Source organism: Exiguobacterium sp. s80 (genome assembly GCF_018618725.1).
GTDB lineage: Bacteria > Bacillota > Bacilli > Exiguobacteriales > Exiguobacteriaceae > Exiguobacterium_A > Exiguobacterium_A oxidotolerans.
Genome location: NZ_JACSMP010000001.1, coordinates 43,125 through 57,771, shown reverse-complemented (window position 1 = coordinate 57,771; position 14,647 = coordinate 43,125). Strand labels below are relative to the sequence as shown.

The 14,647-nt window shown below is 43.3% G+C and carries 12 protein-coding genes; 5 read left to right on the top strand and 7 right to left on the bottom strand.

Going from position 1 to position 14,647, the window contains the following annotated elements; genetic code table 11:
- Positions 1–276 precede the first annotated feature (276 nt).
- The 4 genes from KNP94_RS00360 to KNP94_RS00345 all read right to left on the bottom strand — a co-directional run bounded on the left by KNP94_RS00360 (position 277) and on the right by KNP94_RS00345 (position 5,184).
- Positions 277–1,950 carry a glycerol-3-phosphate dehydrogenase/oxidase gene (locus KNP94_RS00360; protein ID WP_088836478.1) on the bottom strand — a complete coding sequence of 558 codons (1,674 nt, stop codon included), beginning with the start codon at positions 1,948–1,950 and terminating at the stop codon, positions 277–279.
- A gap of 137 nt (positions 1,951–2,087) precedes the next feature.
- Entirely contained in the window at positions 2,088–3,578 is a 1,491-nt protein-coding gene (glpK, locus tag KNP94_RS00355) for a glycerol kinase GlpK (protein ID WP_214765506.1), read from the bottom strand.
- 28 nt (positions 3,579–3,606) lie between these two features.
- On the bottom strand, positions 3,607–4,431 hold the full coding sequence (locus KNP94_RS00350) for an MIP/aquaporin family protein (protein WP_214802676.1): 825 nt from the start codon (positions 4,429–4,431) through the stop codon (positions 3,607–3,609).
- Between the two features lie 189 nt (positions 4,432–4,620).
- On the bottom strand, positions 4,621–5,184 hold the full coding sequence (locus KNP94_RS00345) for a glycerol-3-phosphate responsive antiterminator (RefSeq protein ID WP_088836476.1): 564 nt from the start codon (positions 5,182–5,184) through the stop codon (positions 4,621–4,623).
- Positions 5,185–5,339: 155 nt separating this feature from the next.
- Here KNP94_RS00345 and KNP94_RS00340 point away from each other — a divergent pair, with 155 nt between their 5' ends.
- Entirely contained in the window at positions 5,340–5,981 is a 642-nt protein-coding gene (locus tag KNP94_RS00340) for a YczE/YyaS/YitT family protein (protein ID WP_239456834.1), read from the top strand.
- A gap of 45 nt (positions 5,982–6,026) precedes the next feature.
- Here KNP94_RS00340 and KNP94_RS00335 read toward each other — a convergent pair whose 3' ends face one another.
- Complete coding sequence (locus tag KNP94_RS00335; RefSeq protein ID WP_088836474.1) at positions 6,027–6,770, bottom strand: ABC transporter permease; 744 nt, start codon at positions 6,768–6,770, stop codon at positions 6,027–6,029.
- Positions 6,748–7,665: an ABC transporter ATP-binding protein gene (locus tag KNP94_RS00330; RefSeq protein ID WP_088836473.1), complete on the bottom strand. Its 918-nt coding sequence runs from the start codon at positions 7,663–7,665 to the stop codon at positions 6,748–6,750. Before KNP94_RS00330 ends, KNP94_RS00335 begins: the two co-directional genes overlap by 23 nt.
- A 154-nt stretch (positions 7,666–7,819) precedes the next feature.
- Between KNP94_RS00330 and KNP94_RS00325 the strand changes: the two genes are divergently transcribed.
- The 3 genes from KNP94_RS00325 to KNP94_RS00315 all read left to right on the top strand — a co-directional run bounded on the left by KNP94_RS00325 (position 7,820) and on the right by KNP94_RS00315 (position 11,502).
- On the top strand, positions 7,820–8,311 hold the full coding sequence (locus KNP94_RS00325) for a GNAT family N-acetyltransferase (RefSeq protein WP_088836472.1): 492 nt from the start codon (positions 7,820–7,822) through the stop codon (positions 8,309–8,311).
- A gap of 42 nt (positions 8,312–8,353) precedes the next feature.
- Positions 8,354–9,952 (top strand): sensor domain-containing diguanylate cyclase, encoded by a 1,599-nt coding sequence (locus KNP94_RS00320; protein WP_214845800.1) that lies wholly within the window; start codon positions 8,354–8,356, stop codon positions 9,950–9,952.
- An 86-nt stretch (positions 9,953–10,038) separates the two neighbouring features.
- Entirely contained in the window at positions 10,039–11,502 is a 1,464-nt protein-coding gene (locus KNP94_RS00315; protein WP_215115078.1) for a glycoside hydrolase family 32 protein, read from the top strand.
- 162 nt (positions 11,503–11,664) lie between these two features.
- Here the strand turns inward: KNP94_RS00315 and KNP94_RS00310 are convergent, their stop codons facing one another.
- A complete protein-coding gene (locus tag KNP94_RS00310) occupies positions 11,665–12,162 on the bottom strand; it encodes a GNAT family N-acetyltransferase (protein WP_088836469.1) in 498 nt (165 codons plus the stop codon).
- A gap of 267 nt (positions 12,163–12,429) precedes the next feature.
- Between KNP94_RS00310 and KNP94_RS00305 the strand changes: the two genes are divergently transcribed.
- The gene (locus KNP94_RS00305) at positions 12,430–14,592 is read left to right on the top strand and encodes an ATP-dependent helicase (RefSeq protein ID WP_088836468.1); all 2,163 of its coding nucleotides are present in this window, start codon (positions 12,430–12,432) and stop codon (positions 14,590–14,592) included.
- Positions 14,593–14,647 lie beyond the last annotated feature (55 nt).

The window sequence follows — 14,647 nt, the reverse complement described above, 5'->3', positions numbered from 1 at the left end:
ACACGTGACGCTTTTTAGGTGATACCGTGAGGGAAAGGCATGCATACGGTTTAGAGCACAATCCGTCTTGAATCGCTTTAGACCGCGAAAAGCAATCGGTCGCGCTCCTGCAACTTTGCTGTAGCGGCGCGATCGATTGCCACTTGGAAAACGAGGCGGGACAGGGAATCGCGAGTTGATAGCATCTCGATATCGCATGTTCACGCTTCATAAGCATTTGTCTACAACCTCAAATGCCCCCGACGTGTCGTCGGGGGCATTACACACTTATTTCATTCAGTTAGCGGCAGAAGCTGTTTCAGTAACGAGTGCGTGTGACGCATCGTTAATTTCAATTTCTAATTCTTCTGTATACTGTTTCGTTTGTTCTTCCGTCCAGTTCAAGTGTTGTTTCATCTCTTCGATGACTGCGTCTTTATACTGACGTGCCCAAGCGATATTGAAGAAGACAGCGCCAGTCCGACGAATAAAGAAATCGATTGGACGTGCGACCATTTCTTGCTCAATTCCATAATGGAGCTGTGCATAGACATCACGCGGAAGTTTTGTTTCTGCTTGATCGTAAGCTGCAGCATACGTCAATACTTCAGAGATGTTTGATCCGTAACGTTGCGCAAGGAACAAGACTTCTTCTGAAGTGAGTCCGTTTGCTGGTGCTTGCGATTTCAAGAACCGTTCGAAACCTTTTGCTCCGTCGACATGTCCACCTGAGATTGGCATATTTTTTGTTGAACAACGCGCATAGGCACGGTTCGTTTCTTCTTTTAATAGTTTCGCGACCAAGTTGACAACATGCTCTGCCATTTTGCGGTATCCTGTCAATTTACCACCTGCGATTGTGATGAGTCCTGACTCTGACTGCCATACTTCATCTTTCCGTGAAATTTCAGAAGGATCTTTCCCTTCTTCATAAATCAATGGACGAACACCAGCCCAGCTTGACTCGACGTCTTCCGCCGTGACTTTGACTTCTGGGAACATGTAGCGAATCGCGTCTAAGACATAATCTTGATCTTCGACAGTGAATTTCGGATGCGCTGTATCTTTATCGAAGAACGTATCGGTTGTTCCGACATATGCTTTACCGTCACGTGGAATCGCGAAAATCATCCGACCGTCTGGTGTATCAAAATAGACTGCTTGTTTGAGTGGGAATTTAGATTGGTCGATGACAACGTGAACCCCTTTTGTCAAACGAAGTTGTTTCCCGACTTTTGAACCATCTTTCTCACGTAACTCATCGACCCATGGTCCTGTCGCATTCACAACTTTTTTAGCACGGATTTCATGAACATCTCCTGTTAAGAGATCTGTCACACGCATACCGACGACTTTACCTGCTTCGTAGATGATTTCTTCAGCTTTCGTATAGTTGACGACACGTGCTCCGTGACTGACGGCTTCTTTCATGACTTCAATCGTCAATCGTGCATCATCTGTCCGGTACTCGACGTAATAGCCGCCACCTTTTAATCCGTCTTGTTTGACTAACGGTTCTTTTGCGAGTGTTTCTTTTGCAGATAACATCGAACGCCATTCTGAACGTTTGACACCCGCTAGGAAATCGTAGACACGGAGTCCGATTGACGTACTGAACGGTCCGAATGTACCACCTTTATGCATCGGTAGTAACATCCACTCCGGTGTCGTAACATGTGGTCCGTTCTCATAGACGATTGCTCGTTCTTTCCCGACTTCAGCGACCATTTGAATTTCAAATTGTTTCAGGTAACGTAAACCACCATGGACGAGTTTCGTTGAACGACTTGACGTCCCGGCTGCAAAGTCTTGCATTTCAACGAGACCGATTTTCATGCCGCGTGACGCAGCATCGAGTGCGATTCCTGCGCCTGTAATTCCGCCACCGACGACGAGTATGTCAAGTTCTTCACGCGTCAATCGATTGTAGACGTCTGTACGGTTTTTGCTTGAAAAAGATTGGTTAGCCATGAATAGTTCCTCCTGTTAGGTTCGAAAAAGAAAAAAAGAGACCACAACGAACAAGCTGACTATGCCAACTGCTGTTGTGGTCTCTCCATATTCTCCGACCGGTTTATTAACTTATACCCAATATAACATATGTCACATCATTTAAACAACATCGTTGCCTGGACAGCTTTTTTCCATCCGTCATATAATGCATCGCTTTCTGTTCCATCCATCTCTGGTTCGAAACGACGATCCATTTTCCAATGTGCCGCGATTTGCTCTTTGTCCTTAAAGAATCCGACTGCGAGTCCTGCAAGATATGCAGCACCAAGTGCCGTCGTCTCATTGATTTCCGGACGTTCGACTGGTGCATTGATGATATCGCCTTGGAACTGCATTAAGAAATCATTTTTAACAGCACCACCATCAACACGAAGTGCCGACATTTCAATTCCTGAATCTTGCTCCATCGCCGTCAAGACGTCGCGTGTCTGATACGCAAGCGACTCGAGTGTCGCACGAATGAAGTGTTCCTTTTCTGTTCCACGCGTCAGGCCGAAGACTGCTCCACGGACGTCGCTATCCCAGTAAGGTGTCCCGAGTCCGACGAATGCCGGAACGACATAGACGCCGTCTGAAGAAGTGACACGTTTTGCGTAAGCTTCCGTTTCCTTCGCATCATTAATGAGACGTAAGCCGTCGCGCAACCATTGAATTGCTGATCCGGCAACGAAGATGCTTCCTTCGAGTGCATATTCGACTTTTCCGTCGACACCCCAAGCGATCGTCGTCAATAAGCCGTGATCCGAAACGACTGGTTTTTCTCCTGTGTTCAACAACATGAAGCATCCTGTACCATATGTGTTTTTCGCCATTCCTTTTTCAAAACAAGCTTGACCAAATAATGCCGCTTGCTGATCGCCTGCTGCTCCAGCGATCGGAACCGACTCACCGAAGAAATGATAACCTGCTGTATTCGCATAAATTTCAGACGACGGACGGACTTCAGGAAGCATGGCTTTAGGCACATCAAGAATCTCAAGTAATTCGTCATCCCACTTCAGTTCATGAATGTTGTACATCAATGTCCGACTGGCATTTGAATAGTCTGTCACGTGCGCTTTTCCACCTGACAACTTCCAAATCAACCACGTATCAATCGTTCCGAATAAGAGTTCTCCTCGTTCTGCACGTTCTCGTGACCCCTCGACGTGATCGAGGATCCACTTGACTTTTGTACCTGAGAAGTAAGCGTCAATTAAAAGACCAGTTTTTGAACGGAACAATTCACCATGACCCGCTTCACGTAACTCTTCACAGATTTCAGCTGTCTGTCTGGATTGCCAAACAACTGCGTTGTGAATTGGCTTACCCGTTTCTTTTTCCCAAACGACTGCTGTTTCACGTTGGTTCGTAATCCCGATTCCAGCAATTTGATTCGCTTTTACGTTCGCTTCTGTTAAACATGTTGCGACAACTGCAAGGACTGTACCCCAGATTTCATTCGCATTATGCTCGACCCAACCCGGTTTTGGAAAATACTGCGTGAATTCACGTTGGGCGGAATGAACGATTTCCCCTGCTTGGTTAAACAGAATCGCTCGTGTACTCGTTGTTCCTTGGTCTAATGATAAAATGTAGTTCTCCATCTCTTCCCCATCCTTTGTATCTAGTAAGTTAAGCTGACTTTGACGCTACTGACGTTTCTTTATTCGGACGAATACCGAATTTATAGCATAAACCTAAAATGACAATTGTCACAAGTCCGACGATAATGAAGGCCGGTGTATCCTTGCCTGAGAAAACAGACCGATAAAATAATCCACCTAAGCTTCCGCCTAATACGGGACCGAGTACTGGAATCCAAGCGTAACCCCAATTCGATGATCCTTTTCCTGCAATCGGTAAAATGAAGTGTGCGATCCGCGGTCCTAAATCACGTGCCGGATTCATTGCATAGCCTGTCGTTCCCCCGAATGACATACCGAGACTAACAATCAAAAAGCCGACGATGAGTGGATTCAAACCATCTGAGAACGTATTAGCACCAATCGATAAGATTCCGACGACGAGCAGGAACGTAGCAATCAATTCACTGACAACGTTTGCGAATGTATGTGGAATAGCGGGTGACGTTGCGAAAACACCCAATTTTGTTGCCGGGTCTTTTGTTTCTGCCCAGTGCGGTAAGTAATGAAGATAAACGATACTGGCACCGACGATTCCACCTAAGACCTGCGCGATCATGTATCCTGGTACATCTGCCCAAGCAAATGAACCGTCAAAGGCTAATCCGAGTGTGACGGCAGGGTTCAAGTGGGCTCCACTGAACTGACCGACGGCATAGACGGACAACGCTACCGCAAATCCCCAAGCAAACGTAATGACAATCCATCCAGCGTCTTTAGCATACGACTTTGATAGCGAAACCCCTGCCCCGACTCCGTTACCTAACGCAACAAGTAAGGCTGTTCCTAAAAATTCTGCTAGTACTGCTGACATGTTCTATTCCCCCTTTTATCAAAATAGCAACAAAAAAAGAGATTCACACTTCCTCCCTCTTGAGAATTACTCAAAGGGAATAAAAGCGTGAATCTCCGATTTCTCCGTCACTGTGTATTAACTTAATGTCACTATAACAATCGATGAAAACGCTGTCAAACACTTTTTGTGCGTTTTATCATAGCGCTTTCATCGTTCAGGTTCAAAATGTCGCCACAACTCTTTATTGGACGTCGTAATACTCGACGCACCCGCTGCAATCGCTTGTTCTACTTCCTCGACCGTATCAATCAATCCACCCGCAAAAACGAGTCGTCCCGTTTTTCGTTTAACTTCTTCAATGTATTTTGGCATCAATCCGGGTAACACTTCGATATAATCAGGCTGAGTCCGCTCCATCAATTGATAACTTTTTTCGAGTGAACTGGAATCGAGCAGAAACATCCGTTGCATCGTTTTAACTTTCTTTTGACGCGCCTTTAAGATGACGCTCGCTTTCGTTGAAATGACACCATATGGCTTTAATTCCTGACAGACGTACTCCGTCGCATATTCATCATTTTTTAGTCCTTGAACTAAATCCATATGCAAAAACATTTTTTTATCATATCGATTGGCTAATTCATAAACCGACTTCAAACGCGAGACGTGCATCTCGAGTAACACTCCGTATTCATACGGACTTTTCAGCATTTTTTCAAAGTCCTCAAGTTTCCTGACGGACGGTAAAATTTTCTGACCAAAATAAGTCATCGTCACTCCCCATTTCTTTGAATTGTTTTCAGTATGTCGTGTCCAGTAAAGGTTTCGCAATGGGGTTTCCTGAATTTCCATGAAAAGAGTCAACACTTTTAGGGTATACCTTAACGTAAAACTGTCTGAAAAGGAGGTGAGAAGCGTAGCATCACTTGCTACGTTCCACCATGAGTCAACAAAAACGAATTACGATTTACTTATTTTCTATCATCATCAACGCCTTAGGGAACAGCTTTATGGTCACCGCCGCAATCGGGAGTGCTCCTTGGACTTCCGCCAGCGAAGCTTTAGCGAGAATTTCACCTTTAACGGTCGGGTTAGCAATCGTTTGTCTGCATATCTTCGCGCTCGCCAGCGCTCTCGCTTTAGGAAGTCGTTTTAGTTGGTGGACAATTATTTTAAGTTTTTCGCTCGTCGTTTTATTTGGTGTTGCGATTGACTTTTTCTTAGCTATTCATCAGTTACTCTATGTGCCATCGAACCTTGTAACCCGTTCGGTTTATATGATAATCGGGATGCCGATGATTTCATTAGGTCTCGCCCTTTATCTACAAATCGGTTTCGTCTTAATGCCGCCTGATTACTTGATGAAATCGTTAATCAGTCGTTTTAACAGTACGACAATCGGTGCGACGATCAGCTTAGCAATCCCTTTCCTCATCGCAAGTGTTCTTTCCATCGTCGAACACGAATTGATTGGAATTGGTGTCGGAACCTTTGTGTTCTTGTTATTGAATGGTCCATTAATCGAGTTTTTCCAGCGGATTTTCCCGATTTCCAATCGAGTGAAGTAATTAAAAAAATCCCGCCCTCACGAATCATATGAGGACGGGATTTTTTTACGTATATGATTTCTTTTGGAAGATTAAAATTGATCCACCGAGCAATACTAAGATATGCGCAAGTACAAAGAGCACGGAGAATGTCAATGTCGTGTCCATTTGATTAGCCATCTCTGCCATTAGTGAACCATCGAAGTACATCGACCAATCGAGGTGCATGAAGACGATCCATTTCGCGATTTCTGGTTTAAAGGCAAGCAAGACGTTCCCGGCAATCGAAGTAAAGAACTGAGCAAGTACAGTAAAACCGATGATCATTCCGACGGAGCGGAAAACGAGCGAAAAGAATAACGTCATGAAAATCGTAAAGATTGGACCTACCAGTTGTAACCAGGTATCCCGCATGACGAGTGGGTCTCCAGCTTCAGAGAACGTAAATGACAATGCGTATGAAAGCAGGACGATAAACAGGAACTGACCGAGCATGATGAGAACGGAAAACGCTAATTTCGAGAAATAAATCGTCATCCGAGAATATGGACTCATCAATAAATGTTTCATCGTATCATACCGGACTTCATTACCAATCGCTTCAGCTGTGAAGACGATTGTGATGATACCAAGCAGTGCAATTAAAACCATCGACGTGATTGAATAAAATTCACTTCGCGTAAAATCGATATCATTTGTCTTTGCGATTATGATGATTCCAATCGTAACGAGTACATACAAGGCCAATACGATTTTCGATTTTTTCATCGTCCACCATTTCATCCATTCATTTTGTATGAGTGAAAGCATGTGAATCCCCCTCTTTTTTCGTGACTTGCAAGAATTGTTCTTCTAACGTCATCCGTTTAATGGTTAACTCGTGTAAATCAGCAATCGGAACGACTAGGCGAGCAATTGCCGGGCATGCCGTTTCAGGAGCCGTAACGACGATTCGATCATTCCACAGATCCGCTTGATAGTTTGCTGCTTTAAGTGCTTTAAGTACGTCTTCCGTTTCTTCCGTCGCAACACGTAATAAAATTTTCGATCCCGTCTCATTGCGGACGGATTCGACAGATTTGATGACACCTTGATCGATGATGGCATACCGGTCGCTAATCTGCTCCATTTCACCTAACATATGACTCGATATTAAAATCGCAATCTGTTGATCCCGAGCCATCGCCCGTAAATATTCACGCAGTTCTGCGATTCCGGCTGGGTCAAGCCCGTTCGTCGGTTCATCGAGAATGAGAACACGCGGATTATGTAATAAAGCGCGGGCAATTCCTAAACGTTGTTTCATCCCAAGAGAATACTCGCCGACTTTTTTCGACAGCTTCCCTTCTAGCCCAACGAGACGGGAAAGTGCCTCGTAGTCGACTTCACCTAAACCTGGAATTAAGTTTTTCGCATGAACGAGGTTTTGCTTCCCTGTCATATACGGATAAAATGCCGGATTTTCGACAATCGCTCCAATTTGCGTCAATGCTTTCGAACGCTCCTCGACGACATCGTGTCCATTCACGGTCACTTTACCTTCGTCCTGCTCTAACAACCCTGTAATGATTCGAATTGTCGTCGTTTTCCCCGCACCGTTCGGACCTAAAAATCCAAAGACTTCTCCGGGTGCAACTTCAAAGCTGACATCTTTTAGGATTTGCTCTTTTCCGAGCCGCTTCGAGATATGTTCAATCTTCAACATTTTTTTCGCCTCCTCATTTTTTTACTCTACCTTTACATTGTACGGGAAATAAAAGAAAAAGTTCCTTTTCTTACAATTATGTAATCAAAACCCACTTGCTCTTTGTATAATAAAAGCATTGAATGTTACGAAATTGATGAAAGAGAGGTTCGACATGGACGTTACGTTTATTGAAATCACCCCGGACCACTTTAAAGATGTTCAAACCATTTTTAATCACAACCTGGCATATGCTCAGCTAGAAAATCGTCAACTTCCTTTAACTCGTCAAGCATTCACAGAAGAGTTCCTTAACCCCGAAACCGTCAGTCTTCTATGTCGAAGTGATGCGGGATTTTTTGCAATTATCGACTATTTGCCTGAACATCCAAGGGACGGATCAACTTGGATTGGTCTCTTTTTGATTGATGGCCGCTATCATCACCAGGGAGTCGGTACAATCCTTTATCATACTTTTCATGAACGCTATTTAAAGAACAAAGACGTCATTCGTTTAGCTGTTCTTCCAAAAAATCAAATCGGACAATCTTTTTGGCGGAAACTAAGTTATATTTTCGAACAGAAAAGTATTTCTAATACGAACCAGGAGGTCGAAGTTTTCGTCAAATTTCAAGACCTGTCGAGGAACTATGATAAAATAAAGTAGAATACGTCATCGTATATTTACAGGTGAAATGGAGCTCACTAGATGCAAAAGTTATCAATTCGTTTTGATGTGTTACTTGCAATGCTAATTGCCCTACTCTTTTTTACAATGACCTTATGTTTAACCTTTTTTATTAGTGACCGTGCAACAGATCGCCTAAAAGAAGAAGTCGGAATGACGTTGTCTGCGACTGCCTACCAGTTGTCTGATAAACTCGACCATTACATGTGGTCACGGGCAGCAGAAGTTAATCTACTTGCTACGCTTCCGACGCTTAAAAATTCAGCAGACCTCCCTGTCACGCGAACGACGTTAGAACAACTTCAGCAACAAATTCCTGATTTCTCTTGGATTGGTCTACTCGATGCGAACGGTACAGTGCGTGCTTCGACGGATCAAATCTTAGAAGGGCAATCGATTCAATCACGCCCCGTCTTCCAAGAAGCGACAGAACGCCCATTCATTGGTGATGTCCATGATGCCGTCTTGCTTGCAAAACTGCTTCCCAATCCGAGTAATGAACCTTTACAGTTCGTTGATATCAGCACCCCTTTATTCACTGATGGTCGATTGACTGGCGTCCTTGCAGCGCACCTGAGCTTCGCCTGGGCAAAAGAAATCGAACAAAGCTTTAAGAGTTCAACCAAACAAATCGAGGGTTTAGAATTTTTCATCGTCAGCGAAAATCAACGGACTGTTTTACTCGGACCGAATGAGTGGCGCGGTAAAGCGCTCCCACAGAATCTCGTCGAACCCGTCGAGTCCGGTTATCATGTATCGGAATGGTCTGATGGAAATGTCTATTTGACCGGCTCGACTAAAAGCCAAGGCTACAAAAACTACGATGGTCTCGGCTGGACGATTCTTGTCCGTCAACCAAGTGAAATCGCTTTTAACGACGCCATCCTATTGAAGAAATTTATTTTTTTCGCTGGACTGATTGCTTCCATCGTTACTGCCGTCATCGGTTGGTTCATCGCGCAACTCATTACGAAACCACTCAAGAAAATTACATTGGCTGCTGAGCAGATGCAACACGATCATTCAATCTCAATCCCGTCCCATAAAGGAATTCGAGAAATCACCGTTCTATCGGTTGCCTTACGTCAACTGATTGCTCAGCTGTCTGATACAGAACAGCAACGAACGACGTATGAGACGTTAGCGCTCATCGATCCGCTGACCGGTTTACCGAACCGAAACGGACTGTCGAACTACTTACATGAGATTTCTTTAAATGAAACGCCCGAAATCTATCTTTATATTGATTTAGATGGCTTCAAAGCAATCAATGATCGATTTGGACATCAGACAGGTGACGTATTATTAAAAGAAGTAGCTGAACGTTTGAGCCAGATGAGACGCCCGAACAGTATGATCGCACGACTTGGCGGAGATGAATTTTTAATCGTTTTGAACGATGTCGTATCCTTTGATTTACTCGATCAGTACGGAACAGAAATCATAGCGTATCTTTCAGATTCCTATGTCATCGATCAATCCACACTTCAGATTGGGGTAAGTATCGGAATTGCGACGCGACGATTAAACGAATCGGTTGAACAAGTCATCCACCGTGCTGATATTGCATTATATGATTCTAAAAAACTTGGTAAAGGTCGATTGACGTTCCATCGCTAACATTAGACATTGACAAGAGGGAACGCTCTCCGTAATGTAAGCAAATAGAAGAAAAAATATAAATAAATGCATAAGGAGCTGTCAGCATGAATCAGTGGACACGCGAGGCACGCTATCGCCCCCTCTCAGATATCGCACCGGAAGTTTATCAAACAATGAAGGAAGAAGTAAGAAATTCTCCTTGGCGGTTTTCTTACCATATCCAACCTCCAACCGGTCTCCTAAACGATCCGAACGGTTTTGTATATCACGACGGAACGTATCATTTATTTTATCAGTGGTTCCCACTTGGACCTGTTCATGGTCTAAAGTATTGGTACCACATGACATCAAAAGATTTAGTCCATTGGTTTGACGAAGGCGCGGCACTTATTCCGAACGATGATGCAGATTCCCATGGTGCATACTCAGGTAGCGGCTTCATTAAGGATGATGCTGTCCATATTATGTATACAGGAAACAAACGCGATGCAGATTGGGTACGGCATCCAAGTCAAATCGTTGGTCATTTGCGTTCGGATGGTCGCATCGACAAACACTTACCTCCTGCGATTCCGAACGTTCCTGCAGGTTATACAGAACATTTTCGCGACCCGAAAGTCTTCCAGGAAGCGTTTGGTACATGGTATTGCATCATCGGAGCTCAGCGCGACGATTTAACGGGATGCACCGTCCTCTATCAGTCGGAAGATACTGAAACATGGACGTTCCTCGGAGAGTTGAAGACACAATACCCTGACTTTGGCTACATGTGGGAATGTCCTGATTACTTCGAGCTCGACGATAAAGGTATTTTATTATTCAGCCCACAAGGCATTGAGCCGGACGGGGACGCTTATCAAAACATTTTCCAATCCGGATACATGATTGGGGAAAAACTAGCTTTGCCTGAGTTAACGTATCAACACCATGCCTTCTCAGAACTCGATTTCGGGTTTGATTTTTATGCCCCCCAAACGACGCAAGCAGCAGATGGACGCCGGATTTTAGTCGGATGGATGGGCTTACCAGACATTTCATACCCGAGCGACATGTATAACTGGGCTCATGCATTAACACTTCCACGTGAACTGACGTTGCAGGAAGGACGTTTGAAACAATTGCCTGTCCGTGAACTCGATCTTCTTAGAAAACGTACAATTTACGCGCAATCTACTGAAATTAATCATGCGATGGTGATGGCCCAAGCAGAGACATTTGAACTCGATCTATCAAACTTAGCACTTCAAACAACGCAGTTCGAGATACATGTTCGAGCCGCTGACCAGGAAGCAACCGTCCTAACTTATGATGCGATGACACAACGCTTTACGCTTGATCGTAGTCGTTCTGGCGCTGAAGTTCCTGCTGTCGATTACGGTACGACACGTACTGTTCAATTAGAACAACCGTTACATCAACTACGGCTATTCGTTGATCGCTCATCAATCGAAATCTTTTTGAATGACGGTGAAGCTGTCGCTTCCACTCGCATTTTCCCGAAATCAACGAGTCAGGATATTACGTTAATCGGTGATTTGACAGCGGATATTGCGATCTACGAATTGTAAATATAAAAAGCACAGCACTTTTAGACCGAGAGTCCGAAACACGTGATTTGCTCTAAAAAAAATTAAAGAAGGGATTGCCATCTAAAATCAATGCGCAATCCCTTCTTTAATTTCGTCCTGTTCAAAATCATCCGATTGTATCTCAAGCCTTTTCGATGGTACTCAACGCTCTAATTGCGTTTCTTTTTGCAAGCTAAAAGCGAGTATGTGTTGTTCGCCGATTGGTCCCATGACTGATTGGAGCGTATCTACATAACCGGTTTTAAAATATAACGATTTAGCCGCGATATTTTTTTTATTGACAGCTAATGTAATGGCAGTTACTTGTGGAAAGTGTTGCTGAACGAATTTTGGTAGCTGCAACATCGCTTCTTTGGCATACCCTTGTTTTTGATGTTTAGCATCAATCGAAAATGCACGTAAGAGAACACTTTGTTCTTCTGTCCGATGCGTTTTCGGGGGGTTTAAGTGCAAGATGAAAAAGCCGACGACTTCCAAGTCTTTTTTGATGACGACAGGAAACTTATCTGGATTTTCTAACGCTTCCGTTACGACACGAGTCGGGAAAGTCGTAAATTGAACTTGTTCTTCCGGAAGTATAAAGGCATCGCATTGCTCATAGTGTTCATCCGTATACATAAATAATCTGATTTGAGACATGGTTTTTTTCATCCTTCCGTCTATTTCAAAAAGAGCTACTTTAGCTCACTAGACTTACATCAATTCCCATTTTACACTGATTTTAAGTTTTATCCTATACATAACTCACCGAAAAACGAAGTCACTTCTCATTTTTTCTCATATCATACTTTCTGTTTCGTTCTAATATTATTCCACTTCTTTTACTTCCTTAATCAATTATGATGTCGGAAATGCTAAACTAGGGAAAGAAAATCGAGTTTACAGATGTTAGAGGTGAAGATTGACATGTCCGATGATTTCTTTAAAAAAATGGAGCTTGAAACTGGTACGAAGTTGAACCCCGTCCAACGTGCTGCGATTGAGCATGATGAAGGTCCGCTTCTGTTACTTGCTTCCCCCGGGTCTGGTAAGACAACTACCTTAAACTTTAAAATTGCTTATTTAATCTTAGAAAAGAAAGTAAATCCACGAGCGATTCTAGGTTTGACGTTTAGTAAAGCAGCAGCCCATGAAATGGCGGAACGGTTTCACGGTTGGTTTCATCATCTTATTGGGACGACTGCGTCCTTTTCCACCATCCATAGTTTCGCTTTTCAGGTCGTGCGAGATTATGCGTCATTGAATCAGTTACAATATACGATCATCGAAGGTGCTTTGGAAAAGACAGCGAATCAGCCGATGCATAAACGAATGGTATTACGTCGTATTTTCCAGGAAATAAACCGTAGCGTCATCACAGAAGATCAAATGGACGAGTTGTTACGGATGATTTCTTTTGTCAAAAACCGCCTCCTCGTCGAAAAAGATATTCGTACATTAAAAACAACGATTAAAAACTTCACAGAAATCTATCTTGCATATGAACAATTTAAACTGCGCGATCCCTCACATCCTTTGATGGATTTTGATGACATGTTGACGTATGCCAATACGATTCTTGCTGACGATGCTTCTTTGTTAGCTAACTATCAACGACGTTTCGAATATATATTGACGGATGAAAGTCAGGATACCTCTCTCGTCCAGCATCAACTCGTTGAAAAATTGGCTCTTCCGCATAACAATCTCTGTGTTGTCGCTGATGATGACCAAACTTTATATAGCTGGCGTGGTGCCGATGTTTCGAAGATTATCCACTTCAAGGACACGTACCCGGATGCAACGGTTTTGTATATGGAACAAAATTATCGTTCGTCAAAAGAAATCGTCGAAACGGCGAATCAATTCATTCAACGGAATAAAGTACGACATCCGAAAAAAATGTTCACAGAAAATCCATCCGTCCGTCCGATTACGATTGAACAGCTTGCTTCTTATGAAGATCAAACGCGATATGTCATCAATCAGTTGCGGCAGGAAACGAACTTTGAGGAAGTCGCGATTCTTTACCGGAACAATGCATCGTCAATCAATGTCATGAATGCACTCGATTTAGCAAATGTTCCATTTTACATTAAAGATGTCGATCATAAATTCTTCAGTCACTGGGTCCTAAAAGATATTTTACATTTTATCGAATTCGCCCAGGATCCTTCCGACATCGATGTATTGGCACAAATTCATACGAAGTTTGCCGGCTATATTTCTAAAGTCCAGTTGCAACGCCTCTATGAATTACGTAATGGTGAACATGCGTTTGACTTGTTACTTCAACATGTCGAGATGAAGTTTTACCAAAAGAAACAATTAAAAACGATGAAAACTGTTTTCGCTTCGATTCAAACTGCCCGTCCGGCTGCTGCTCTTGCTTTGATTCGTAATGAACTCGGATACGAAAAAAACTTACGTAAGATGAGTGACAGTCTTGGATTCAGTATCGATTATTTACTTGAGATGTTGAACACGATTGAAAATGTCGCCAGTGACTTACCGACCGCTCTCGCATTCAAGGAGCGTATTGTTCACTTAGAGCAACTGATGCGTGATGCCAAGTCCAATAAACATCAAAACGCAGTCACGCTTTCCACGTTCCATAGTGCAAAAGGACTCGAATTTAATCGTGTCTTCATGATTGATTTAATCAATGGCGTTTTACCATCATCAGATAATATCAAATCCTATAAAGATGGTCAGCTCGAAGAAATGGAAGAGGCTGCTCGGTTGTTCTATGTCGGCATGACACGAGCACGTCATGAACTCCATTTGATTTCGTATCGCTACAAATCAAAAGTCGTCGAAGAATCGATTTTTGTTGGCAACGTGCGACAAATCCTGAATCCAGATGCCGCTAAACGACAAAAACAGCAAGCACAAGTTCGACCGAGTATGCGTCCTCCCGTAGAACTATTACCAATCGAGGAAAAGATGCGGATTGCCCATAAATCATTTGGCGAAGGGACTGTTCTTCATTTAACAGGAGACGTTCTCGATGTTCAATTTGATCAAGGTGTCGAAAAACAATTTTCCCTTCAAGTTTGTTCAGAGAATCAACTCATTTCCATTTTATAAGAAAAACCCGCTGCATTTTCTACTGCTACGACGAGTAGAAAAGCTGACGGGTTTT